This is a genomic window from Pseudomonas sp. MWU16-30322, assembly GCF_020515535.1.
GTDB classification, from domain to species: domain Bacteria; phylum Pseudomonadota; class Gammaproteobacteria; order Pseudomonadales; family Pseudomonadaceae; genus Aquipseudomonas; species Aquipseudomonas fluorescens_H.
Window position 1 is genome coordinate 118733 of the sequence record NZ_JAIWYL010000013.1, and the last position, 22229, is coordinate 140961.

The following is a 22229-nucleotide window of genomic DNA, read 5'->3' on the forward strand; positions in this document are numbered from 1 at the left end:
ACCGACGGAGTTCCTCAGGCCAGGCCCAAAACCTTGAACACAAACGCATATTCGAGCGCTACGTCACGTAATCCCTGATAACGCCCGCTCATTCCGCCATGCCCGGCACCGAGTTCGGTCTTGAGCAGCAGCAGATTGTCGTCGGTCTTGGTCGCGCGCAATTTCGCCACCCACTTGGCCGCTTCCCAGTACTGCACGCGACTGTCGTTGTAGCCAGCGATGACCAGGATTGACGGATAATTCTGCGCGGTGACGTTTTCGTACGGCGCGTAGGCCTTGATCCGCTCGTAGACGTCCGGCTCTTCGGGGTTGCCCCACTCGTCGTACTCAGTGACGGTCAGTGGCAAGTCCGGGTCGAGCATGGTGTTGAGCACGTCGACGAACGGCACTTCGGCAATCGCCACGCCGAACAGGTCTGGACGCTGGTTCAGCACCGCGCCAATCAACAAGCCGCCAGCGCTGCCGCCGCTGATCGCCAGTTTTTCAGCGGTGGTGATGCCGTTGAGGATCAGGAATTCGGCGCAGGCAATGAAGTCGCTGAAGGTGTTGTGCTTGTGTTCCTGCTTGCCGGCGCGATACCACGCTTCGCCCAGCTCACCGCCGCCACGCACATGGGCGATGGCGAAGGCCATGCCGCGGTCCAGCAGGCTGAGGCGTGCGTGGGAGAACCACGGATCGAGACTGGAACCGTAGGCGCCATAACCGTACAGATACAGCGGCACCGGTTTGCCGAGCATTTCGCGCTTCATCACCAGGCTGATCGGCACCTGCGTGCCGTCCGGCGCGGTGGCCCACAGGCGTTGGCTGATGTAGGCGTCGGCGTCAAACGGGCCGAGCACCGGGGTTTCTTTCAGAACGGTTTGCTCGCCGCTGGCCAGCAGCAACTGCCGAACCTGCGCCGGACGGTTCAACGCCTCGTAACGCAGACGAATGCGGTCGCTCTCGAACTCCAGACTGTTTTGCACATAGAGGCTGTAGGCCGCGTCCGGCAGTTGCACGCGATATGGCGTCTGGCCTTGCGGGTGAACTTCGATGATCGGCAAACCGCCTTCGCGCAGGCTCAGGGTCATGGCCGCGGTGTTCAGTGTCACGCCGTCGAGCATCACCGTGTCGCTATGCGGGATCAGGTTCTGCCAGTCGGCTTCGCTCGGTACCGCACCAGTGTCCGGCGCCTGATACAGGGCGAAGTTGATGCCGTCGCGGTTGGTGCGGATGAACCAGGTCCACACGCCATCCAGCGCACCGTGGTCGACGTCGTATTCATGATCCTCGACCCGAGGCGCCAGACAGGTAAACGGCAGATGTGGCTGATGCGCATCCAGTGCCCAGACTTCGCTGGTGGTCTTGCTGCCCAGGGTCAGCAGCAATTGCTGCTCGGAACTGGAGCGGTAGCAATGCAGGAAGAAGCGCCCGTCCGGCTCATGGAACACCTCTTCGGCGGCCGTGCCGTCGAGGCGATAGCGATACAGTTTGTGCGGGCGATGGGTGTCGTCGAGTACGCCAAAGAACAGTGTCAGGCTGTCGTTGGCCCAGGTCATGCTGCCGTCGCAGTCTTCGAATTCGAGCTCGCTGACCTTGTCGTTGGCCAGTTCCTTGACGAACAGTGTGTAGATCTCGTCGCCCGAGGCATCGACGCTGTAGGCCAGGCGCTGGTGATCCGGGCTGATGCTGAACGCACCGAGCGAGAAGAAACCGCCATTGGCCAGCACGTTCGGGTCGAGCAGCAGTTGTTCGCGGCTTTCATCGAGGGTCAGGCTGTCGTCAGCCGGACGCGGGCAACGGTAATGCCGGGCGTACTCGTCACCCGCCGTGGTGCGGGTGTAATACAGGTACGGGCCCCAGGGCGAGGGCAGGGACAGGTCGGTCTCGAGGATCCGGCCCTTGATCTCTTCGAACAGGCTTTCACGCAGGCCGGCCTGATCGGCGGTCTGTGCTTCCTGATAGGCGTTTTCAGCCTTGAGGTAGTCGAGCACCGCGTCGGTGTCGCGTTCCTGCAGCCAGGCATACGGGGCGGCACCGGCAGCCTTGTGGGCGATCGGGGCGCGGAGGACGTGGGCGGATTCGGGCATGGAAGGCTCTCGGACAAATGACGGAATAGGTTTTTCGCAGGTCTCGCTGGCACCGCAAATCCTGTGGGAGCGGGCTTGCTCGCGAAGGCGTCCTGTCAGTAAAGACTTATTTGGCTGACACACTGCTTTCGCGAGCAAGCCCGCTCCCACAATGATTGCGGCGGGCCGTCTGGCATTGGGACAAGCCTGACGGGCGAAAAGTCGTTACTATAAGCGCCTCTTTGCCTGCCTTGCCATGGACACCATGACCGAGAACGACTATCTGATCGCCTGGGGCCTCTACGCCTTTGCCGCTGTGGGCTGCCTGTTGGTATGGATGCGCCTGACCCGCTGGATGTGGCGCTGGCTGCGCGAGCCGCTGCGGGTGCTGATGGCGGTGTTGCTGTTCAGCCCGACCATCATTGACCCGGTGAAAGCCAAGGTCGCACCGTCGATCGCCATTACCGCGCTGGATCTGGCCTTCAAGGTCGGCAACAACGCCTGGCGGGCGATTTCCGATCTGTTCATGTACGGCATGATTGCGTTCGGCATCTACCTGATTTTCGTGCTGATCCGCTTCCCGATCGAGCGTGCTTCCCGAGCGCGCCGCGAACAGGCCGAAGCCGCCAAGGCTGCGGCCCGTGCCGATGATCGCGACGACGATCAGCCGTTCGGTGGTGCCGGAGACGACCGTTACGGTCGCCCGCCGTTGCCGAACAATCCGCAACGCATGCGCGTCGAGCCGCGTCTGTAATCACGAGAGTCAGCACATGTGTGAACTACTGGGCATGAGTGCCAACGTGCCGACCGATATCGTGTTCAGCTTCACCGGCCTGATGCAGCGCGGCGGGCGTACCGGCCCGCACCGCGACGGCTGGGGCATCGCTTTCTACGAAGGTCGCGGCTTGCGCCTGTTTCAGGACCCGGCGGCGAGTTGCGAGTCGGAAGTCGCCAACCTGGTGCAGCGCTATCCGATCAAGAGCGAAGTGGTCATCGGCCATATCCGCCAGGCCAACGTCGGCAAGGTCTGCCTGTCCAACACCCACCCGTTCGTCCGCGAACTGTGGGGGCGTAATTGGTGTTTCGCGCACAACGGCCAGCTCGCCGACTTCACCCCGATCAAGAGTTTCTACCGCCCGGTGGGCGACACCGACAGCGAAGCGGCCTTCTGTGATTTGCTCAACCGCGTGCGTGCCGCATTCCCGGAGCCGGTCGATATAGAAGTGCTGCTGCCGGATCTGGTCGCCGCCTGCGCCGAATACCGTAGCAAAGGCGTGTTCAACTGCCTGCTCAGCGATGGCGACTGGCTGTTCTGCTATTGCTCGACCAAACTGGCACAGATCACCCGGCGCGCACCATTCGGTCCGGCGCGGCTCAAGGATGTCGATGTGATCGTCGATTTCCAGGCAGAAACCACGCCCAACGATGTGGTCACGGTGATCGCCACCGAGCCTTTGACCGAAAACGAAACCTGGACCCGTTACGAACCGGGCCAATGGAGCCTGTGGCGACGCGGCGAATGCGTCAGCCAGGGCACGACCGAATAAAGGATCTCTCCTCGATGTTGCTCAGTTATCTACGGCTGGTGTTGTTTGCGGCGGGCCTGTTGATCGGTGTCCAGGTGCCGGGGTTCATCAACGATTACGCCAAACGTGTCGAAGCCCATCTGATCGAAGCGCAGACCGGTTTGCGCGGTTTTCAGGGTACCGCCGAGCAGTTCTTCAAGGGCGACTTGCAGGCGCTGGTTGCACATTACCGCGCCAGTGACGATCCGGTGTTTCGCAGCGATGCCGACAGCCTGAGCACTTTGCTCGACCGGCAGTTGGCGCTGGATAAGCAGTTCCAGGCGATGCAGGGCCCGTGGTACATCCGTTTCCTGCAAGTGGTGCTGGCCGCCGACCCGGACATTCGCAAGGAAACCTGGAACGGCTACAGCTACCAGATCCTGCTGACCCCGGAAGCGATGATCTGGGGCATGAGCGGCGCGTTGCTGCTGTCGTTCGGCATCGAGTGCCTGATTCGTCTGATTGACTGGGTGGTGCTCGGTGGCCGGCGTTTGCGCCAGAGCCGGCCGATTGAAGACCGCGACGTGCGTGGTCTTTAAGGACCGCGCGATCACTGTGGCGAGGGAGCTTGCTCCCGCCCGGCTGCGCAGCAGTCGTAAACCTATGAACTCAATTGTCCTGGATGATTAGGGTGTCTGGTTTTGGGCCTGCTTCGCAGTCCAGCGGGAGCAAGCTCCCTCGCCACAGGGTGTCAGGCACTCAAGACGATGTAGTTTTCACCGACCTTGCGCGCATACCCCTCCAGCACCTGCTGACACAACGTCACCATCTCCTCGACCCACTCCACGCCCACTCGCCACGACACCACCACTTGCAGATTCGGTGGTCGCTGGTCGATGTCGAGCAAGGTCAGTTCACCCCGCGCCAGTTCCTCGGCCACCAGCACCGGCGGCAGCACGCCAATCCCAAAACCATCACGCAACAGCCGGGTAATCGCCGACACCGAGTTCACGCAGTTCAGGCGCGGCGCCAACACACCGTTGGTCTGCATCAATGCCAGCAGATCCTGATGCGGTCGGGAGTTCTTCGAGTAGGTGATGATCCGTTCCTGCGCGAGTTCGCCGAGGTCGGCGTACTCGCGGTTGTAGATCGAATTGCTCGCAACGATCCAGCCCAGCGGATGGCTGGCCAGCTCCAGACTGCGCACGCTTTCGTGGCGCACCAGATCGGTTTGCAGAACGATGTCGAGAAAGCCTTTTTGCAACTGATCGCAGAGGTTCAGCGAGGTATCCGCCACCAGCTCGATTTCCACCCGTGGATACAAATCGGTCATCTGCGCCACTAACGGGCTGAGCCAGGTGTGGATCACCGTGTCCATCACGCCGATGCGCACCCGGCCGACCTTGCTCGAGCGGGTCTCGATCGATTGCTTCAGGGCTGACATCGTATCGAGCATCTGCTCGGCATAATCCAGCACTTTCAGGCCTTCGGGTGTCAGGCTGACGCCGCGTGAATCACGCAGAAACAGCTTCACCCCCAGTTCGCCTTCGAGCACCGCGATGCGGCTGGAAATCGACGCCTGGGTGGTGAACAGCTTGTCGGCGGTCAGGCGAAAACTCTTCAGCCGGGCGACCCAGACAAAGGTCTCGAGAAACTTCAAGTTCATGGCAACGGCTCGGGTGACAAATTTTTCTTATGCCTAAGGCGGGTTTTTATTCGTTGGACGCAGCAGGGCCGGGCGACGAAAAATCGGCGCATCCGGTTCCCACGATAGGCGTCGTCGGAACTTCGAACAAGACCAATAAAAGCCTGCGGAGACTTGCCATGCGTGCGCCCGACACCCTCGACCTCCCCAAGAGCACGGCCCGCCCCGGACCGTTCGACTGGTATCGCAACATCAATCAGCAAGAGCGTCGCACCTTCTGGAGCTGCAAGATCGGCTATGGCCTGGACGGCATGGACACGCAAATGCTCAGCTTCGTGGTGCCGACCCTGATCGCCATGTGGGGCATCACCACCGGGCAGGCCGGGCTGATTCACACCAGCACCCTGATCGCCTCGGCCATTGGCGGCTGGGTCGCGGGGATTCTCTCCGACCGTATCGGCCGCGTGCGCACCCTGCAACTGACGGTGCTGTGGTTCGCCTTCTTCACGTTCCTTTGCGGTTTCGCGCAGAACTACGAACAGCTGCTGATCGCCCGCACCCTGATGGGCTTCGGTTTCGGCGGCGAATGGACCGCCGGCGCTGTGCTGATCGGTGAAGTGATCCGCGCCAAGGATCGCGGCAAAGCGGTGGGCATGGTGCAATCCGGTTGGGCGCTGGGGTGGGGGCTGACGGCGATTCTGTATGCGCTGCTGTTCTCGGTGTTGCCGCCGGAAGATGCCTGGCGTGCGCTGTTCATCCTCGGCATCGTCCCGGCAATTTTCGTGATCTTCGTGCGGCGTCTGGTGAAGGACCCGGAGATCTATCGCGAAGCCAAGGCTGCGCAAACTCCGCAGAACCCGGCGAAGTTCTACGAGATCTTCGCCCCGGGCATGCTGTTCACCACGTTCCGTGCGTCGCTGCTGACCACCGGTGCACTCGGCGGTTACTACGCGATCACTTCGTGGCTGCCAACCTTCCTCAAGAACGAACGCGGTTTAAGCGTGCTCGGCACTGGCGGGTATCTGGCGATGGTGATTGTCGGGTCCTACGTCGGCTATGTGATCAGCGCTTATCTGACCGATCTGCTCGGGCGTAAAAAGAATTTCATCCTGTTCGCGGTCGGCTCGTTCACCATTGTTCTGCTGTACACGCAAATGCCGGTGAGCAACGGGGTGATGCTGTGGCTGGGCTTTCCGTTGGGCTTCTTCGCCTCGGGGATTTTCAGCGGCATGGGCGCGTTTCTCACCGAGCTGTTTCCGACGCGGATTCGCGGTTCGGGGCAGGGCTTCTGCTACAACATCGGCCGGGCGCTGGCGGCTTTGTTTCCGCTGCTGATTGGCCTACTCAGCCAGACAGTGCCGTTGAGCGTGGGTATCGGTGCGTTCGCGGCGGTGTCGTACGGCGTGGTGATTCTCGCAGCGTTGAGCCTGCCGGAAACCCGTGGCAAGCAACTGGATGCGCAGTAACTGATAACCTGCCGGGCAAGCGTCCTACAGACAAAAAGACAAGAAGCTACAGGAGTGTTCACCGTGAGCCGCCTGCTATTGAATTGTGATATCGGCGAGAGTTTCGGCAGCTGGACCATGGGTCTGGACGCCGAGGTCATGCCCTACATCGACTGCGCCAACGTGGCCTGCGGCTTCCATGCCGGTGACCCGAGCATCATGCGCAAGACTGTCAGCCTGGCCCTGAGTCACGGCGTGCAGATTGGCGCGCACCCGGCCTATCAGGATCTGGTCGGTTTCGGCCGACGTTCCATGGCCTATTCCGCCCAGGAACTGCAAGACATTCTGCATTACCAGATCGGCGCGCTCGACGGCATTTGCCGTGCGCAGGGCGGGCGGGTCAGCTACGTCAAACCCCACGGCGCGATGTACAACGACATGATGGCCAACCCGGCGCAGTTGCGTGCAGTGATTGAGGCCGTGGCCGCCTATGATCGCAGCCTGCCGCTGATGCTGATGGCCACCCGCGATAACGCGGCGGCGCAGCAGCTCGGTGACGAATACGGCGTGACCCTGTGGTTCGAAGCCTTCGCCGACCGCGCCTACGACAGCGCAGGTCGACTGGTTTCGCGGCAACTGCCGGGCGCGGTGCATCACGAGCCAGAAAAAATCATCGAACAGGCCCTGACCATTGCCCGTGGCGGTAAACTCGTCGCCAGCGACGGCAGCGCGCTGCACCTGCAGGCCAACACCTTATGCGTGCATGGCGACAACGCCAGTTCGGTGGCTGCCGTGCAGCGCATTCGCGAGGCCCTGAATCAGCAGAGCGCGCCATGAACCCACGGATTGAAGTGGTGGCCCTGGACTGCCTGATGCTGCGCCTGTTCGATGAAATTGCCGAAGCCAACATGCCGTGGATGCTCGCTGCCAGCGAGCGCCTGCGCACGGTATTTGGCGCACAGTTGATTGACCTGGTGCCGTCCTACACCACGCTGATGGTGCATTACGACCTGACGGTACTGAATCCGAATCAGGCCCGTGAATTGATCGCTGAAGCGCTGATCGATCTGTCGCCGAACGCTCGAACCCGCGGCCAGTGCCATGTGTTGCCGGTCTGGTACGACCTGAGTGTCGGCCCCGAACTGAGCCTGCTGGCGCAGCGCAGCGGGTTGGCGGTGGAGGAGGTGATTCGGCGGCACAGCGCTCGCGAATATCAGGTGTTCGCCCTCGGCTTCGCGCCGGGATTCGCCTTCATGGGGCTGGTGGAAGAAATCCTCGCGACGCCACGCCTGGACACCCCACGCAAGAAAGTCGCGGCCGGCAGCGTCGGTATCGCCGAGCGGCAGACCGCCGCTTATCCAGTGGTATCCCCCGGTGGCTGGAACCTGATCGGCCGCACCCCGGCGAAACTGTTCGATCGTCATCGCGACGGCTACAGCCTGATGCAACCTGGCGACACCGTGCGTTTCGAAGCGGTGAGCCACGCCGAGTTCATCAACCTGGGCGGCGACGACACGCCACTGGAGGCGCTGGCATGAGCCGACTGACGATTGAGGCCAGCACGCCGCTGTGTTTGTTGCAGGACGCCGGGCGCTTTGGTGTGCGCCATTTGGGCGTGACCCAGGGCGGCGCCGCGGACGGGTGTTCGATGAGCTGGGCCAACTGGTTGCTGGGTAACGCACTGGATCTGCCGGTGCTGGAAATCACCCTCGGCGGGTTTGCCGTGCGGGCGCAGGAAGACTGCTTGCTGGCGTTGGCCGGGGCGGATCTCGGCGCGCAGATTGACGGGCAGGCGCTGGCGCCGTGGCGCAGTTTCAAGCTCAGCAAAGGGCAAATCTTGAAGTTCAGCCAACCGCTGCTCGGCGCCCGGGCGTATCTGGCGGCGCCCGGCGGTTTCGACGCGCCGCAGGTGCTGGGCAGCAGTGCCACGGTGGTGCGCGAAGAGCTCGGTGGTCTGGATGGCATGGGGTTGCCGTTGGCCAAGGGCGCGACACTGAGTTATCGCGGTGCGGTTCTGCAGGTGCGTGAAGTGCCGCTGGAGCATCGACCTGATCTGCGGCTCAATGCGCCGCTGGATCTGGTGCTCGGCGCACAGATTGGTCAGTTCAGCGGGCAGAGTCTGTTTGATGTGTTCAACAGTCCGTGGACGCTCGACAGTCGCGCCGACCGCATGGGCATTCGCTTGTTGGGCAAGGCGTTGCAGTATCAGGGCCGGCCAATGATTTCCGAAGGCATTCCGCTGGGTGCGGTACAGGTGCCGCCGGATGGACAGCCGATTGTGCTGCTCAATGATCGGCAGACGATTGGTGGCTATCCGCGCTTGGGAGCGTTGACGCCGTTGGCGCTGGCGCGATTGGCGCAGTGTCTGCCGGGGGCGCAGGTGCGGTTGAGGCCGGTGGTGCAGGACGTGGCGCACAGGGAGCATGTCGAGTATTTGCAGCGCTTTCGAAATAGCTGAGAGCTTCGCGAGCAAGCCCGCTCCCACAGGGGAATGCATTCCAAATGTGGGAGCGGGCTTGCTCGCGAAGGGACCATCACGGCTAACGAAGATTATTTCGACAGAAACCGCATCCCTTCCTCAAGACCGCGAAGGGTCAGCGGATACATCTGATCCTCGATCAAATCGCGCACGATATTGGTCGACGAGGTATAGCCCCAGGTGTCCTTCGGGTACGGGTTGATCCAGATGAGCTTCTTGTACTTTTCCATGAAGCGCTGCATCCACACGTAGCCCGGCTCTTCGTTCCAGTGCTCGACGCTGCCGCCGGCCTGGGTGATTTCGTAGGGCGCCATGGCGGCGTCACCGATGAAGATCACTTTGTAGTCGGCGCCATACTTGTGCAGCAGATCCTGCGTCGAGAAACGCTCGGACGTGCGGCGCATGTTGTTCTTCCACACCGACTCATAAATGAAGTTGTGGAAGTAGAAGTACTCCAGATGCTTGAACTCGGTCTTGCAGGCCGAGAACAATTCCTCGCAGATCTTCACGTGCGCATCCATCGAGCCGCCGATGTCGAACAGCAGCAACAGCTTTACCGTGTTGCGCCGCTCGGGGCGCATCTGGATATTCAGGAGGCCGGCGTCTTTGGCGGTGTGGTCGATGGTGCCGTCGATATCCAGCTCTTCCGCCGCCCCCTGACGGGCGAACTTGCGCAAGCGACGCAGGGCGACCTTGATGTTGCGCGTGCCCAGCTCCACCGAATCGTCGAGGTTCTTGTACTCGCGCTGATCCCAGACCTTGACCGCTTTGCCCTGGCGCTTGCCGGCGTCGCCGACCCGAATGCCTTCCGGGTTGAAGCCGCCGGAGCCGAATGGGCTGGTACCGCCGGTGCCGATCCATTTGTTGCCGCCGGCGTGACGTTCCTTCTGTTCTTCCAGACGTTTCTTGAACTCTTCGATCAGCTTGTCCAGGCCGCCGAGGGACTGGATCGCCGCGCGTTCCTCGTCAGTCAGCGAACGCTCGAATTCCTTGCGCAGCCAGTCTTCGGGAATCAGCGCCTGCAAGTGATCGTCGAGTTTTTCCAGGCCATTGAAGTAGGCGCCGAACGCACGGTCGAATTTGTCGAAATGCCGTTCGTCCTTGACCAGAATCGCCCGCGACAAGTAGTAGAACTCGTCCATGTCGGCGAAGGTCACGCGCTGTTTCAGCGCGTTGATCAGGTCGAGCAGCTCGCGCACCGACACCGGCACCTTGGCGGCACGCATTTCATTGAACAGGTTGAGCAGCATGACGATGCCCTTATCGAGAGCCGCGACGGCTCATGAATGCCAGGCGCTCAAGCAACTGCACGTCCTGTTCGTTCTTCACCAGGGCGCCGGCGAGTGGCGGAATGGCCTTGGTCGGATCGCGCTCGCGCAGCACTGCTTCGCCGATGTTGTCGGCCATCAGCAGCTTCAGCCAGTCCACCAGTTCGGAAGTCGACGGCTTCTTCTTCAGACCCGGCACCTTGCGCACGTCGAAGAACACGTCCAGCGCTTCGCTGACCAGATCCTTCTTGATGTCCGGGTAGTGCACATCGACGATTTTCTGCAGGGTGCTGCGGTCCGGGAAGGCGATGTAATGGAAGAAGCAGCGGCGCAGGAAGGCGTCCGGCAGCTCTTTCTCGTTGTTCGAGGTAATGATGATGATCGGGCGCTTCTTGGCCTTGATGGTCTCGTCGATTTCGTAAACGTAGAACTCCATCTTGTCGAGTTCTTGCAGCAAGTCATTGGGGAACTCGATGTCGGCCTTGTCGATTTCGTCGATCAGCAGGATCACCCGCTCTTCGGACTCGAAAGCCTCCCAGAGCTTGCCCTTCTCCAGGTAGTTGCGCACGTCGTGAACTTTTTCGTTGCCCAATTGCGAATCGCGCAGACGGCTGACCGCATCGTACTCGTACAGGCCCTGATGGGCCTTGGTGGTGGATTTGATGTGCCAGGTGATCAGCTTGGCGCCGAACGATTCGGCCAGTTGCTCGGCGAGCATGGTCTTGCCGGTGCCCGGTTCGCCCTTGACCAGCAGTGGCCGCTCCAGGGTGATGGCGGCGTTGACCGCCAGCTTCAGGTCATCGGTGGCGACGTAGGCCTGGGTGCCTTCGAACTTCATCTGCTAATCCTCGAACGATAACGCCGACCTGCACGGGCAGGGCGGGGGGCGAAAAAATCGGATGCTCCGACTATAACGCGCAGCCCGGTCGACTGTGAACGCAGACGGCTTATTCAGTCTCTGAATGGAGCGTCACATGTTGACTCAGTTTCGGCTGATAGCCAGCATTCAGGGCTTGCTGATTTAGCGATAGCCTCCAGGATGCCCACTAAATCTGTGGCGAGGGAGCTCGCTCCCGCTGGGCTGCGAAGCAGCCCATTATCTGATGAAGGACGTGCATGATGTTATCGATGAAACGCCCCCGCCTGTCGGCGGTTCGTGTCTGGTCTGATTTTTGTCTGGAACTGACCTTTATCGATGATCAGCGATGGGTGGTCGATTTGAGTCAAGATCTTCAAGACGGTCCAGGACTCCAGCCATTGCTGGACCCTGAGATATTCGCCTCTGTAATCCTGGGCGATCACGGCTGGAGTGTGGAATGGCCGGAACCGGATATTCAGATCGGCGCAGATACACTCTATTTGGAAATGCTGGCGCAGCGCTCTAGCCCGCATCCGGCTTAGGCCGCTCATACCGCGCATTGAAAGACTGAATGAAACCATTGCGCAAAATCTGCAAAAACGCTTCGAACGCGCTGATGTTTTGCTGGTGCACGTTGCCACTGAGTTCGACCTTGGTGGCGAACTGGTTTTTCGCCTGGTTCTTCAACACGGTTTCCGTGCCGCCGACGATGGCCTCCCAGACTGAGCGGAAGATGCTCTTGTCCTTGTTCTCCACGTCCTGCTGCCAGTTGAACACTTCGACGTCGCGTAGCAGCGGCTTGATGTAGCCAGTGACCTGGGCTTTTTTCGCCTGGGCTTCGATCACTACGTCACCATGCCCGGCGTTGAAATCGAACTTGCCGTAGGCCGAGGCGAAGTCGTTCAAGCGCTTGAGTTCGATGTCGCGGGCGCGCAGGCGGAACTGGAAGTCCTCGAAATTGCTCAGCGGATCGAAAGTCGCCGTGGTTTCCAGCGGTGCCTGGCCGAGCAGTTTGGCCTTGCCTTCGAAACGGGCGTCGCGTTTACCCTGTTTGTCGACCACGTTGGTCAGGTTGTAAATGCTCGCTTCGACATTGCTGGCGTTCATGTTGACCGGCGGTTTGGAATTGAAATTGCGGAAACTGATCTTGCCGTCGTGGATCTGCACTTCGTCGAGGGTGATCGGCAGCAGCTTGCCCAGTTGTGCCCGCCAGTCAGTGCCTTTACCGGTCTGTGAATTCTGTTTGTTGGGGCCGCCATCGACGAAGTTGATCTCGGGATTGAAGAACTGCACCTGCGCTACCACGGCATGGTCGTACCACAGCGAGTGCCAACTGACCGCCAGATCGATCACGGGCGCGTTGACGAACGGCACCGGTACCTTGCCGTCGACCTTGACGATTTTCAGGCCGTTGATCCGGTAGGCGCCACGCCACAGGGCCAGATCGACGTCGGTGACCTGGCCACGGTAATCGCCCATGTCGGCCAGTTTGTCGTTCAAGTAATCGCGCACCACGTAGGGCAGGGCGATGTGCAGGACGATCAGCAGCACAACGACGACGGCAAAAATCCCTAATGGCCAGCTGTAGCGACGCTTCATGGCAACAATTCCCGAACGATGTAAGCGATTGACTGTAGCGCGGCGCAGACGTTCGACCCGACTGGACTGTGTCCGGCAACAGGCATACCTTGAAAGGCTGAATTCAACGCTGCATAAGGACCCAGCCATGAGCCGTATTTTCGCTGACAACGCCCATTCCATCGGCAACACGCCGCTGGTGCAGATCAACCGCATCGCGCCGCGCGGCGTGACTATCCTGGCCAAGATCGAGGGGCGCAACCCCGGTTATTCGGTCAAGTGCCGGATCGGCGCGAACATGATCTGGGACGCCGAAAGCAACGGCAAACTCAAGCCGGGCATGACCATTGTCGAGCCGACATCGGGCAATACCGGCATCGGTCTGGCCTTCGTTGCCGCCGCCCGTGGTTACAAATTGATGCTGACCATGCCGGCCTCGATGAGCATCGAGCGGCGCAAGGTGCTCAAGGCACTTGGCGCAGAACTGGTACTGACTGAACCGGCCAAGGGCATGAAAGGCGCGATCGAGAAGGCCGCCGAAATCGTTGCCAGCGACACTGGCAAATACTTCATGCCATCGCAGTTCGATAACCCGGCCAACCCGGCGATCCATGAAAAAACCACCGGCCCGGAAATCTGGAACGACACCGACGGCGCCGTTGATGTGCTGGTGGCCGGGGTCGGGACCGGCGGAACCATCACTGGCGTTTCGCGGTATATCAAGAATACCCAGGGCAAACCGATTCTGTCGGTGGCGGTGGAACCGGTGTCTTCGCCGGTGATCAGCCAGGCACTGGCGGGCCAGGAGATCAAACCGAGCCCGCACAAGATTCAGGGGATTGGCGCCGGTTTCGTGCCGAAGAACCTTGATCTGTCGATGGTCGACCGGGTGGAGCAGGTCACCGACGAAGAATCCAAGGCCATGGCACTGCGCCTGATGCAGGAAGAGGGGATTTTGTGCGGTATCTCCTGCGGCGCGGCCATGGCCGTAGCAGTGCGTCTGGCGGAGACCCCGGAAATGCAGGGCAAGACCATCGTGGTGATTCTGCCGGACTCCGGTGAGCGTTATCTGTCGAGCATGCTGTTCAGCGATCTGTTCACGGAACAGGAGAATCAGCAGTAATCGAATTGATGCAGATCAGTCGGGATTCAGGAACCTTATGCTAATAAATGCTTTGTTGCGCAATTCTTAATACTGAATCTTTGGTTCGGCGGGTGTTGCCCCACGCCGGTAGTGTTTATCATTGCCGGCTGCCATGCCTGGTGAAGGGCCATGCGCAGCGTTGTCTTTATTCAAGGAGTCGTTGATGACCTTTTCGTTAGCCGCCAAGGTGTTGGTGTTGCTGCTGTTTGTGGGCAGCATCCTCTATGTGCATTTGCGCGGCAAGGCGCGTCTGCCGGTACTGCGTCAGTTCGTCAATCACTCGGCGCTGTTCGCTCCGTACAACGCCTTGATGTACCTGTTCTCCGGCGTTCCGTCCAAACCCTATCTGGATCGCAGCAAGTTCCCGGAACTTGACGTGCTGCGCGATAACTGGGAAACCATTCGCGACGAGGCCATGCACCTGTTCGACGAGGGCTATATCCGCGCTGCCGAAAAGAACAATGACGCCGGTTTCGGCTCGTTCTTCAAGAAAGGCTGGAAGCGTTTCTACCTCAAGTGGTACGACAAACCGCTGCCATCGGCCGAGACCCTGTGCCCGAAAACCGTGGCGCTGGTCAGTGCGATCCCTAACGTCAAAGGCGCGATGTTCGCGCTGTTGCCGGGTGGCAGCCACCTGAACCCGCACCGCGATCCGTTTGCCGGTTCCCTGCGCTATCACCTGGGCCTGTCGACGCCGAACTCCGACGACTGCCGGATCTTCGTTGACGGTCAGGTCTACGCCTGGCGCGACGGTGAAGACGTGATGTTCGACGAGACCTACGTGCACTGGGTCAAGAACGAAACCGATCAGACCCGCGTCATCCTGTTCTGTGACGTCGAACGACCACTGAGCAACCGCCTGATGACTCGCATCAACCGCGCCATCAGCGCCTGGCTGGGACGTGCCACCGCCCCGCAGAACCTTGACGACGAACGTGTCGGCGGAATCAACCAGGCTTACGCCTGGAGCAAGAACTTCAGCGACCGGTTCAGCGGTGTGGTCAAACAGTGGAAGCGCCGCAATCCCAAGGCCTACCGCGTCCTGCGCCCGGTGCTGGCAGTGGTGGTGTTGACGTTGCTGGGATATTGGCTGTTTGGTTGAAGCCGGATGTTGAAATGAAAAAACCGCTCCTTGTGAGCGGTTTTTTATTATCTGTGAGTCAGCGGCGCCCGGCGAGAACGTTGGGTTCGTCTTCAATGCCTGCAATCAGTAGCTGCAGAAAGCGCTGCTGATTGGCTGATAGCCCGGATGACACAATCTTTTCTTCTGTTTTGATTGATCTTTTCTTAGCGGGGGATTTCTTGACTGATTTGCGCATGCTCCCTCCCTCATTGATCATTACTTGAGCTGTTTTCACGATACTTTACTCTCCACTGCGAGGACAAGACGACCTTCCAAATCAAATTTGAAGCCGAGCTTTGTATAAACAGGAATTGCTCCCTGCATCGGCTCCTGGACTTCAATGAACTTGCTGCCGATTATTTGGGCGAACTCATCGATGACCATCATTGCCAAGGTTCCGATACGATTTTTCAGCGGGTGAGAATCTCCGGGTCGCCCTTCCAATCGTACGATTCGAATACGTTGGCGGCTTTTGTTCGGATTGACGAAACACAGTCCGCAGAGCTGTTCTTCGAACCATATTGCGATATCCAGCGACAGGGGTTCTCGTGATTTCCATGCGGCAACCTCTCGCCAGCAAAAAAGTGGATTCTCCCAGAGCTCGAACGCGCTCAGTGCTATGGCGTCGATGGGTTCGAAGCGTACTTTCGACAAGTCTTGCCGCGCTGGTAGCTGTAATAGAGCTTTTGCGATGCTTGCCTGTTTCCTGGCCTGCGACCTGTGCAACTGATACCGCAAATTCGTCCGTTCCCTTGGCATGTGATCCCGAGCATTCCCTGTCCCCCATCAATGGGCCTATCCGTTGCTCTTCAGCCTATTCACCTCGCGGCCAACTGTCCCTGCTGGCCCTTTGTCCAAATCATTGCAATCCATGTCCCGCGCTGGTTATAGTCGGCGCTCGTGAATCAGCTGATTCACGTTTCACACCCTTCAAAAAAGATCAGCCCCAATGCCTGCATCCCTCATCAACGCGGTAGTCGATTCAGCGGTCAACGCTGGCGTCGTGCCGTGCGGGAATCAGCAGCCAGGGCAGATCAGTCATTACCCTCCACCTGTCAGTAGCACGCCGGTGTGCGCCGTCGTATCACCGCCGGGCGTTGGCGTTTCGGGCTGATCGGCATTCATTGCTGACCCCTGCGCCCGCCAGAAAAACCTACTGAATTTCAGCTTCTGCTGAGTTGGCTATTGGCCTGACTACAGGTGGTATTCATGTTTGTCCTTTCGAAAAAATCCGCGCTTGCGGCGACGTCCACGAGCCTGTTCGTTCTGCTGTGGAGCAGCGGGGCGATCTTCTCCAAATGGGGGCTGGCCCACGCCTCGCCCTTTGCCTTTCTGCTGATTCGCTTTGTGATCGCCCTGTGTGGGTTGCTGCTGTTGGCGCCGCTGCTCAAGTTGAAGCTGCCCAAGGGCGGTCGGCCGATGCTGTTTGCGATGGCTACGGGCGTGGTGTTGTTGGGGGCGTATCAGATTTTCTATCTGCTGGCGCTCAACACCAAAGTCACGCCGGGGGTGATGGCGACCCTCATGGGCGTGCAGCCGATCCTCACCGTGGTGTTGATGGAGCGCCAGCGCTCGGCGAGCCGGATGTTCGGCCTGGCGCTGGGGCTGGCCGGGCTGATCATGGTGGTTTATCAGGGGATCGGTCTGGCCGGGATGTCCTGGGCAGGGATGCTGTTCGGTCTGCTGGCGCTGGCGAGCATGACCCTCGGCTCGATCATGCAGAAACGCATCACCGACAATCCCCTCGGTACGCTGCCGGTGCAGTACCTGGCCGGGCTGTTGCTGTGCGGGATCTTTGTGCCGTTTCAGCCGTTCCACTTTGAACACAACGCAGGTTTCATCGTGCCGGTGTTGTGGATGGGGCTGGTGGTGTCGGTGCTGGCGACGCTGTTGCTGTATCGCCTGATCGCCCGCGGCAATCTGGTGAATGTCACCAGTCTGTTCTATCTGGTGCCAGCGGTGACGGCGGTGATGGACTACCTGATTTTCGGTAATCGTCTGGCGGCGTTGAGTGTGCTGGGGATGCTGTTGATCATTGTCGGTCTGGCGTTTGTGTTCCGTAAATCCGCTTGAAAACCACTAGGCTGACCCAGGCATTTCCAGTGTCTGGGCCGGCCTCTTCGCGAGCAAGCCCGCTCCCACCATTGGAATGCATTCCTCCTGTGGGAGCGGGCTTGCTCGCGAAGACTGACTTGTTAACGCCGCAAATCAGCGGACGGTTACGGCAGCGGGCTTCACCACCGCAGGCTTCAACACCAGCCACAACGCCAGCGCAATCAACACCCCGCCATAAACATGCGCCATCGACAATGGCTCATCCAGCAACAGCGCCCCCCACAACACGCCGAACGGCGGGATCATGAAGGTCACGGTCATCGACTTCACCGGGCCGATCGAACTCATCAGCCGGAAATAAATGATGTAGGCGAACGCGGTGCAACCCAGGCCCAGGCCCAGCAGCGACAGCCAGACATTCCAGCCACCCCAGCTCGCCGGGGGCTGCGTGATCACGCTGTAGCCGAACAACGGCAACAGGAACAACGTCGCGCCGAGCATGCTGCCCACGGCCGAAAGACGGCTGTCGAGGCCACCGGCATGATCCAGCCAGCGTCGCGTCAGGAACCCGGCAAAGCCGTAGCAGGTGGTGGCGAGCAGGCAGGCGAGGGCGCCCATCAGCAGTTGCAGATCGAATGCCACGGGACCGGCGCGGGTCAATACGCCGACGCCGAACAGACCGAGGAATACGCCGCCAAATTTGGCCGCGGTGAGCTTTTCACTGAAAAACAACGCGCCAATCAACACACCCATCAATGGCGTGGTGGCGTTGAAGATGGCCGAGTAACCGGCCGGCAACACTTGGGCCGCGACCGAGTACAGCGTCGCCGGAATCCCCGAGTTGATCACCCCCAGCAGCATCACCGTTTTCAGCTTGCCCTTGAAGTCCCAGCTGATGCGCATCAGGCCGAGAATCACCAGCAGCCCCACAGCCGCAATCGACACGCGAAAGAACGCGGTGGGAATGGTGCCGATCACCGGGGCGATGATGCGCATGAACAGAAAGCTCGCACCCCAGATCGCTGCCAGCGACAACAAACGAAAGATATCGACAGGGCTCACGGTGGGCACTCCTTCCTTGATGGGGACGAGAGTGTTGCCGAGCGCCCCGACGATGGCAACCGCTAATCGGGCATTTAATTTCGCACTCAGAGCACGAAACGTGTCACCAGACCATTGAGGTCGATCGCCAGCCGTGACAGTTCCTGACTGGCGGCAGAGGTCTGGGTGGCACCGGCGGCGGTCTGGGTCGAGAGGTCGCGGATGGTCACCAGATTCTGGTCAACCTCACGCGCCACCAGCGCCTGTTGTTCGGCGGCACTGGCGATTACCAGGTTGCGCTGGTTGATCTGCGAAATCGACGCGGTGATTTTCTCCAGTGCCTGACCGGCACTGTTGGCCCGGCGCAACGTGTGGCTGGCCTGCTCGGCACTGCTTTGCAGCGCACCGACGGTAGCACCGGTGCCTTGTTGGATACTGCTGATCATCAACTCGATTTCTTCGGTGGAGTTCTGCGTGCGTTGTGCCAGCGAGCGCACTTCATCGGCGACCACCGCAAAGCCGCGTCCGGCTTCACCGGCGCGCGCCGCTTCGATCGCAGCGTTAAGCGCCAGCAGGTTGGTCTGCCCGGCGATGCCGCGAATCACCTCCAGCACCTTGCTGATGTCCTGGGCCTGCGTGGCCAGGCCTTCGGCTTGCTCGGAGGCGCCGAGTACCGCGCCAACCAGTTCCTGAATCGAGCTGATGGTCTCGCTGACCTGCACATGGCCATGCTTGCTGTCCTCGTTCGAGGCTTCGGACGCCTCGGCACTGGACACCGCGTTGGCGGCGACTTCATCCACTGCCGTGCTCATCTCGGTGACGGCCGTGGCGGCCTGCTCGATCTGGTCGTTTTGCTGTTGCAGGCCACGAGTGCTCTGTTCCATCACCGAACTCATTTCCTCGGCGGCGGAGGCCAGTTGTTGCGCCGATTCGCTGATGCCCCGGATGGTCGAGCGCAGATTGCCTTGCATCTCGGCGAGGGCCGTGAGCAACTGCGCCGCCTCATCGCGCCCGTTGTCGGCGATCTGGCCGCTGAGGTCGCCGGCGGCAATTTTTTGCGCGACGTTCAGCGCCTGATTGATCGGTGTAGTGATGCTGCGGGTCAGCAGCCAGGCGAGCAGCAGGGTGGCGATCAGGGCGACAACGATGATCGTTGCGACAATCCACAGCGCTCGCTGATACATCGCAGCCGCGGCCCGGGCGGCGGCTTCAGCGCCTTGCTGGTTAAGGCTGATCATCTGCTCCAGAGTCTTGTCGAGCACTTTGCCCTGCGGGCCAGATCATTGTTCAGGCGGTTGTAGGCCTGTTCGTTTTGCCCAGCGTCAATCTGGCTGATGATCTGGTCGAGGATGCTCAGGTACCGGGTGATGTCGGCGTTCAAACCGTCGAGCATCACGCGTTCCTGATCGCTGGCGAGTAAGGCTTCATGGCTTTTGAGGCGCTTGAGCAATTCTTCGCGCTGCACCTGGATCAGACCTTTGCTACGCTCACGCACGGCCGGTTGGGTGCTGGTGATCAGGCGCAGAGATTCGAGGCGGATGCTGGCGATATTCGCCGCGGCGTCATGAATGCTTTCGATACTCGGCATCCACGATTCTTCGATGACCGCGGCGCTTTCACGCAGGGTTTTCATTTGACCCAGGCCGAACAGGCCAACGATCACCAGCAGACCGGCCAGCACGGCAAAACTCAAACCAGCGCGCAAACCGATGCGCAGATTGCGGATAGACATCAAAGTGCTCCTTGATCTATGGGGGAGAGGTCGTCCTCGTGGGCCGAGGATCTTGTTGTGGGGCGGGTGCTGGCGGGCTGTATATCAAAGTGCCATTATTTTGGTAAGACCAATCGGTACGCTGTCCTGCCCCGCAATTGCCAACAGGGGCAAAGCCGCAAGCCAGAGGCCTGAGCTGGTGATTGGATCCGAAAGCCAGAGAATCCGCGGTCTGGCGCGGGAATGCCGAGCAGACCGAACGAGTGATTAATTGACCGAACGGTCATCTGAAAAAACTTTGATAAAAACTGTGTCGCTGTACAACGCTGACGCGCATTTGGCAGAAATTGCACTTCTCCTGCGCGTGCATCCGTGGCTAAGCTCAGGCACAGATTTCCACATGCATGCAGAGGTCTCATCTATGCCGCAGCAATGGCCAGCCGCCGACATCGCCCGCATGATCCTCGATGGCTTTGACGATTACCGCGAGCATTTCCGGCGGATTACCGACGGCGCCCGCGAGCGCTTCGAGCAGGCACGCTGGCAGGAGGCGCAGACCGCGTCGGCGGCGCGGATCAACCTCTACGAAGAAAAGGTCGGCGAAACCATCGCCCGCCTGCGCGAGCATTTCGACGATGAGACGCTGATGAATGTCAGCAGTTGGCCGCTGGTGAAAAGCGCCTACATCAGCCTTATCGACCTACGCTTCGACGATGAGCTGTCCGAGACCTGGTACAACTCGATCTTCTGCGGGCTGTTCAGCCACGACCTGATCAGCGACGGCTGCATGTTCATCCACACCACCCGGCCGAGCCTGCGCCGCGCCCGCGCTGCGCAAACCCGCACCTACAAGCCGCAAGGGCAGCTGTCGGCGATGCTCGCCAGCATTTTTGCCGACTATCGCTTCAGCGAGGATTACGCCGATCTGCCCGGCGACCTGCAGCGCCTCGAAGCACAGTTGCGCGAGAACCTGCCGGACTGGGTGTGCAAGGATCCGGAGTTGAGCGTCGAACTGTTTTCCTCGGTGCTGTACCGCAACAAGGGCGCGTATCTGGTCGGGCGCATCTACACCCGCGACGAGCAGTGGCCGCTGGTGATTCCATTGCTGCACCGTGAGGGTCGCGGGATTCAGATCGACGCGCTGATCACCGACGAAGCCGACGTGTCGATCATCTTCTCCTTCACCCGCTCGTACTTCATGGTCGATGTGCCGGTGCCGGCGGAGTTCATCGGCTTCCTGCGGCGCATCCTGCCGGGCAAGCACATCGCCGAGCTGTACACCTCGATCGGTTTCTACAAGCACGGCAAATCCGAGTTCTACCGAGCGCTGATCAATCATCTGGCCAACACCGACGACCAGTTCATCATGGCCCCCGGCGTGCGCGGGATGGTCATGAGCGTGTTTACCCTGCCGGGCTTCAACACCGTGTTCAAGATCATCAAGGACCGTTTCTCGCCGTCGAAAAACGTCGACCGGGCGACGGTGATCGAGAAGTACCGACTGGTGAAAAGCGTCGACCGGGTCGGGCGCATGGCCGATACCCAGGAGTTTGCCGATTTCCGTTTCCCGCTGAGCAAGTTCGATCCGGCCTGCCTGGAAGAACTGCTCGAGGTCGCGCCGTCGACGGTCTCGGTCGAAGGCGACACGGTGCTGATCCGCCACTGCTGGACCGAGCGCCGCATGACCCCGCTCAACCTTTACCTGGACAACGCCAACGAAGCTCAGGTGCGCGAGGCGCTGGAGGATTACGGCCTGGCGATCAAGCAACTGGCGGCGGCCAACATTTTTCCCGGCGACATGCTGCTGAAGAACTTTGGCGTCACCCGTCACGGCCGGGTGGTGTTCTACGACTACGACGAAATCTGCTTCCTGACCGAAGCGAATTTCCGTCACATCCCGGCGCCGCGCACACCTGAAGACGAAATGGCTTCGGAACCGTGGTACTCGATCGGGCCGCTGGATGTGTTTCCCGAGGAGTTTCCACCGTTCCTGTTCGCCGATGCCGGGCAGCGCAAACTGTTCGATCAGTTGCATGGCGAGTTGTATAACGCTGATTACTGGAAGGGTTTGCAGGAGGCGATTCGGGCGGGGAAAGTCATCGATGTCTTTCCTTATCGGCGTAAAGGATTGGATAACGAATAATCCCGGAGCATGACGAACTTGTGGCGAGGGAGCTTGCTCCCGCCGGGCTGCGAAGCGGACCTGAAACCATCCACCGCGTCCTGTCAGTGACATCCCGACAACCGGATTACGATTGCTGCGCAACCGAGCGGGAGCAAGCTCCCTCGCCACAGTAGGAGGCAAATCTGCGACAATCGCCCCCCTGC

At 60.2% G+C, this 22229-nt stretch carries 20 protein-coding genes and 1 pseudogene; 12 read left to right on the forward strand and 9 right to left on the reverse strand.

The window, feature by feature from the left end:
* Positions 1–14: 14 nt before the first annotated feature.
* The gene (locus tag LCH64_RS24885) at positions 15–2069 is read right to left on the reverse strand and encodes a S9 family peptidase (RefSeq protein WP_226501587.1); all 2055 of its coding nucleotides are present in this window, start codon (positions 2067–2069) and stop codon (positions 15–17) included.
* 235 nt (positions 2070–2304) lie between these two features.
* Between LCH64_RS24885 and LCH64_RS24890 the strand changes: the two genes are divergently transcribed.
* The 3 genes from LCH64_RS24890 to LCH64_RS24900 are packed head-to-tail and all read left to right on the forward strand — an operon-like array spanning position 2305 to position 4152.
* Positions 2305–2802 carry a hypothetical protein gene (locus LCH64_RS24890; RefSeq protein ID WP_007969598.1) on the forward strand — a complete coding sequence of 166 codons (498 nt, stop codon included), beginning with the start codon at positions 2305–2307 and terminating at the stop codon, positions 2800–2802.
* A 16-nt stretch (positions 2803–2818) separates the two neighbouring features.
* The gene (locus LCH64_RS24895) at positions 2819–3595 is read left to right on the forward strand and encodes a class II glutamine amidotransferase (RefSeq protein ID WP_003222625.1); all 777 of its coding nucleotides are present in this window, start codon (positions 2819–2821) and stop codon (positions 3593–3595) included.
* Positions 3596–3609: 14 nt separating this feature from the next.
* A complete protein-coding gene (locus LCH64_RS24900) occupies positions 3610–4152 on the forward strand; it encodes a DUF2937 family protein (protein WP_003222626.1) in 543 nt (180 codons plus the stop codon).
* A 152-nt stretch (positions 4153–4304) separates the two neighbouring features.
* On the opposite strand, the gene LCH64_RS24905 is transcribed toward LCH64_RS24900, so the two are convergent.
* Positions 4305–5219 carry a LysR family transcriptional regulator gene (locus LCH64_RS24905; RefSeq protein ID WP_226501588.1) on the reverse strand — a complete coding sequence of 305 codons (915 nt, stop codon included), beginning with the start codon at positions 5217–5219 and terminating at the stop codon, positions 4305–4307.
* A 158-nt stretch (positions 5220–5377) separates the two neighbouring features.
* Here LCH64_RS24905 and LCH64_RS24910 point away from each other — a divergent pair, with 158 nt between their 5' ends.
* The 4 genes from LCH64_RS24910 (at position 5378) to LCH64_RS24925 (ending at position 9101) form a co-directional block, all read left to right on the forward strand.
* On the forward strand, positions 5378–6664 hold the full coding sequence (locus tag LCH64_RS24910; protein ID WP_003222629.1) for an MFS transporter: 1287 nt from the start codon (positions 5378–5380) through the stop codon (positions 6662–6664).
* 63 nt (positions 6665–6727) lie between these two features.
* Positions 6728–7480 (forward strand): 5-oxoprolinase subunit PxpA, encoded by a 753-nt coding sequence (locus LCH64_RS24915; RefSeq protein WP_226501589.1) that lies wholly within the window; start codon positions 6728–6730, stop codon positions 7478–7480.
* On the forward strand, positions 7477–8181 hold the full coding sequence (pxpB, locus tag LCH64_RS24920; RefSeq protein WP_226501590.1) for a 5-oxoprolinase subunit PxpB: 705 nt from the start codon (positions 7477–7479) through the stop codon (positions 8179–8181). The genes LCH64_RS24915 and pxpB overlap by 4 nt, the downstream gene beginning before the upstream one ends.
* Complete coding sequence (locus LCH64_RS24925; RefSeq protein WP_226501591.1) at positions 8178–9101, forward strand: biotin-dependent carboxyltransferase family protein; 924 nt, start codon at positions 8178–8180, stop codon at positions 9099–9101. The genes pxpB and LCH64_RS24925 overlap by 4 nt, the downstream gene beginning before the upstream one ends.
* 92 nt (positions 9102–9193) lie before the next feature.
* Here the strand turns inward: LCH64_RS24925 and LCH64_RS24930 are convergent, their stop codons facing one another.
* Entirely contained in the window at positions 9194–10372 is a 1179-nt protein-coding gene (locus tag LCH64_RS24930) for a VWA domain-containing protein (RefSeq protein ID WP_003222635.1), read from the reverse strand.
* Between the two features lie 10 nt (positions 10373–10382).
* Positions 10383–11228 carry a MoxR family ATPase gene (locus LCH64_RS24935; protein ID WP_226501592.1) on the reverse strand — a complete coding sequence of 282 codons (846 nt, stop codon included), beginning with the start codon at positions 11226–11228 and terminating at the stop codon, positions 10383–10385.
* 290 nt (positions 11229–11518) lie between these two features.
* Between LCH64_RS24935 and LCH64_RS24940 the strand changes: the two genes are divergently transcribed.
* Positions 11519–11791: a DUF2442 domain-containing protein gene (locus tag LCH64_RS24940; protein ID WP_346269212.1), complete on the forward strand. Its 273-nt coding sequence runs from the start codon at positions 11519–11521 to the stop codon at positions 11789–11791.
* On the opposite strand, the gene LCH64_RS24945 is transcribed toward LCH64_RS24940, so the two are convergent.
* Entirely contained in the window at positions 11772–12848 is a 1077-nt protein-coding gene (locus tag LCH64_RS24945) for a DUF748 domain-containing protein (RefSeq protein ID WP_226501593.1), read from the reverse strand. The two genes, LCH64_RS24940 and LCH64_RS24945, sit on opposite strands and share 20 nt — an antisense overlap.
* A 127-nt stretch (positions 12849–12975) precedes the next feature.
* Between LCH64_RS24945 and cysK the strand changes: the two genes are divergently transcribed.
* Together cysK and LCH64_RS24955 are read left to right on the forward strand one after the other, a co-directional pair.
* Positions 12976–13950, forward strand: a complete 975-nt coding sequence (gene cysK / locus LCH64_RS24950; protein ID WP_003222645.1) for a cysteine synthase A — start codon at positions 12976–12978, stop codon at positions 13948–13950.
* Between the two features lie 184 nt (positions 13951–14134).
* Complete coding sequence (locus LCH64_RS24955) at positions 14135–15073, forward strand: aspartyl/asparaginyl beta-hydroxylase domain-containing protein (protein ID WP_103521574.1); 939 nt, start codon at positions 14135–14137, stop codon at positions 15071–15073.
* 58 nt (positions 15074–15131) lie between these two features.
* Here LCH64_RS24955 and LCH64_RS24960 read toward each other — a convergent pair whose 3' ends face one another.
* The gene (locus tag LCH64_RS24960) at positions 15132–15290 is read right to left on the reverse strand and encodes a hypothetical protein (RefSeq protein WP_003222649.1); all 159 of its coding nucleotides are present in this window, start codon (positions 15288–15290) and stop codon (positions 15132–15134) included.
* A gap of 35 nt (positions 15291–15325) precedes the next feature.
* Positions 15326–15748: a hypothetical protein gene (locus LCH64_RS24965; protein ID WP_346269213.1), complete on the reverse strand. Its 423-nt coding sequence runs from the start codon at positions 15746–15748 to the stop codon at positions 15326–15328.
* A gap of 555 nt (positions 15749–16303) precedes the next feature.
* Between LCH64_RS24965 and LCH64_RS24970 the strand changes: the two genes are divergently transcribed.
* Complete coding sequence (locus LCH64_RS24970; RefSeq protein ID WP_226501594.1) at positions 16304–17167, forward strand: DMT family transporter; 864 nt, start codon at positions 16304–16306, stop codon at positions 17165–17167.
* A gap of 135 nt (positions 17168–17302) precedes the next feature.
* On the opposite strand, the gene LCH64_RS24975 is transcribed toward LCH64_RS24970, so the two are convergent.
* Together LCH64_RS24975 and LCH64_RS24980 are read right to left on the reverse strand one after the other, a co-directional pair.
* Positions 17303–18211 carry a DMT family transporter gene (locus LCH64_RS24975; RefSeq protein ID WP_226501595.1) on the reverse strand — a complete coding sequence of 303 codons (909 nt, stop codon included), beginning with the start codon at positions 18209–18211 and terminating at the stop codon, positions 17303–17305.
* An 86-nt stretch (positions 18212–18297) separates the two neighbouring features.
* A pseudogene (locus tag LCH64_RS24980) lies at positions 18298–19922 on the reverse strand (methyl-accepting chemotaxis protein).
* Positions 19923–20322: 400 nt separating this feature from the next.
* On the opposite strand from LCH64_RS24980, the gene aceK reads away from it, so the two are divergent.
* The gene (gene aceK, locus LCH64_RS24985; RefSeq protein WP_226501596.1) at positions 20323–22044 is read left to right on the forward strand and encodes a bifunctional isocitrate dehydrogenase kinase/phosphatase; all 1722 of its coding nucleotides are present in this window, start codon (positions 20323–20325) and stop codon (positions 22042–22044) included.
* The last annotated feature ends 185 nt before the right edge of the window (positions 22045–22229 follow it).

Coding starts and splice junctions, on each gene's coding strand:
- LCH64_RS24890 (WP_007969598.1), top strand. CDS start 2,305: ATGGACACCATGACCGAGAACGACTATCTGATCGCCTGGGGCCTCTAC.
- LCH64_RS24905 (WP_226501588.1), bottom strand. CDS start 5,219: ATGAACTTGAAGTTTCTCGAGACCTTTGTCTGGGTCGCCCGGCTGAAG.
- LCH64_RS24940 (WP_346269212.1), top strand. CDS start 11,519: ATGAAACGCCCCCGCCTGTCGGCGGTTCGTGTCTGGTCTGATTTTTGT.
- LCH64_RS24960 (WP_003222649.1), bottom strand. CDS start 15,290: ATGCGCAAATCAGTCAAGAAATCCCCCGCTAAGAAAAGATCAATCAAA.
- aceK (WP_226501596.1), top strand. CDS start 20,323: ATGCCGCAGCAATGGCCAGCCGCCGACATCGCCCGCATGATCCTCGAT.
- LCH64_RS24955 (WP_103521574.1), top strand. CDS start 14,135: ATGACCTTTTCGTTAGCCGCCAAGGTGTTGGTGTTGCTGCTGTTTGTG.
- LCH64_RS24895 (WP_003222625.1), top strand. CDS start 2,819: ATGTGTGAACTACTGGGCATGAGTGCCAACGTGCCGACCGATATCGTG.
- LCH64_RS24885 (WP_226501587.1), bottom strand. CDS start 2,069: ATGCCCGAATCCGCCCACGTCCTCCGCGCCCCGATCGCCCACAAGGCT.
- LCH64_RS24925 (WP_226501591.1), top strand. CDS start 8,178: ATGAGCCGACTGACGATTGAGGCCAGCACGCCGCTGTGTTTGTTGCAG.
- LCH64_RS24935 (WP_226501592.1), bottom strand. CDS start 11,228: ATGAAGTTCGAAGGCACCCAGGCCTACGTCGCCACCGATGACCTGAAG.
- LCH64_RS24970 (WP_226501594.1), top strand. CDS start 16,304: ATGTTTGTCCTTTCGAAAAAATCCGCGCTTGCGGCGACGTCCACGAGC.
- pxpB (WP_226501590.1), top strand. CDS start 7,477: ATGAACCCACGGATTGAAGTGGTGGCCCTGGACTGCCTGATGCTGCGC.
- LCH64_RS24930 (WP_003222635.1), bottom strand. CDS start 10,372: ATGCTGCTCAACCTGTTCAATGAAATGCGTGCCGCCAAGGTGCCGGTG.
- LCH64_RS24945 (WP_226501593.1), bottom strand. CDS start 12,848: ATGAAGCGTCGCTACAGCTGGCCATTAGGGATTTTTGCCGTCGTCGTT.
- LCH64_RS24910 (WP_003222629.1), top strand. CDS start 5,378: ATGCGTGCGCCCGACACCCTCGACCTCCCCAAGAGCACGGCCCGCCCC.
- cysK (WP_003222645.1), top strand. CDS start 12,976: ATGAGCCGTATTTTCGCTGACAACGCCCATTCCATCGGCAACACGCCG.
- LCH64_RS24900 (WP_003222626.1), top strand. CDS start 3,610: ATGTTGCTCAGTTATCTACGGCTGGTGTTGTTTGCGGCGGGCCTGTTG.